The sequence below is a fragment of the Micrococcus sp. HSID17227 genome (genome assembly GCF_003989405.1).
Taxonomy (GTDB): Bacteria; Actinomycetota; Actinomycetes; order Actinomycetales; family Micrococcaceae; genus Micrococcus; species Micrococcus luteus.
This window is the reverse complement of the sequence record NZ_RBLN01000444.1, coordinates 1-841: the sequence shown is the minus strand read 5'-3', so window position 1 is coordinate 841 and position 841 is coordinate 1. Positions and strand designations below refer to the sequence as shown.

Here is an 841-nt window from a genome sequence, read left to right as displayed (position 1 = left end):
CGTCGACCACGCCCGGCACCCCGCGGCCGCCTTCCCCGCGCTCGCGGACCTCGCGGGCCGGCTGGGCGAGGTGCCGGGCGTGGTCGACGTCGCCGGTCCGATCCCCTCCGACGACGGTGCGGCGGTGCAGTTCCTGGCCTTCGTCGACTCCTCGGCCGGGGCTGAGCGACCCGTGGCCGACGTGGTGGCCGACCTGCGGGAGGTCGTGGCGGACCCGGCGGCCGCCGACCCCGCCCTCGCCGGCACCGTGGCCGCGGACACCGAGTGGCACGTGGGCGGTCCGGCGGGCCTGGTCGCGGAGCTGGGCGGCGCGTTCGCGGGGATCGACGGGCTGCTGCTGCTCGTGGCGCTCGTCGTGGTGTTCGTGATCCTCGTGGCGGTGTACCGCTCCGTCCTGCTGCCGGTCCTCGTGCTGCTGACGGCCGTGGCCGCGCTCTGCGGCGCGATCGTGGCCGTCTACGGGATGGCCCTGGCGGGCTGGATCCAGCTCAACGGCCAGGCCCAGGGCATCCTCTCGATCCTCGTGATCGGCGCGGCCACGGACTACTGCCTCCTGCTCGTGGCCCGGCACCGCGAGGAGCTGCTGGTCCGGGCGGACGTCGGGGAGGCGCTGCGGGCCGCCGTGCGCGGGTCCTTCGGCGCGATCACCGCGTCCGCCTCGACCGTGGCCCTCGCCCTGCTGATCCTGATGGCCTCGGACCTCAACTCGACGCGCTCCCTCGGCCCCGTGGCCGCCACGGGTGTGGCCTTCGCGTGGCTCGCCGCCCTGACCCTGTTGCCGGCGCTGCTGCGGCTGACCGGGCGTGCCGCCTTCTGGCCCACGATCCCGTCCCCCGAGCGA

General features: G+C 76.1%; 1 protein-coding gene. It reads left to right on the top strand.

What is annotated here, in order from left to right; all coding sequences use genetic code 11:
• On the top strand, nucleotides 1–841 hold an 841-nt coding region (locus D8M29_RS12515; RefSeq protein ID WP_148111627.1), incomplete at both ends, for an MMPL family transporter.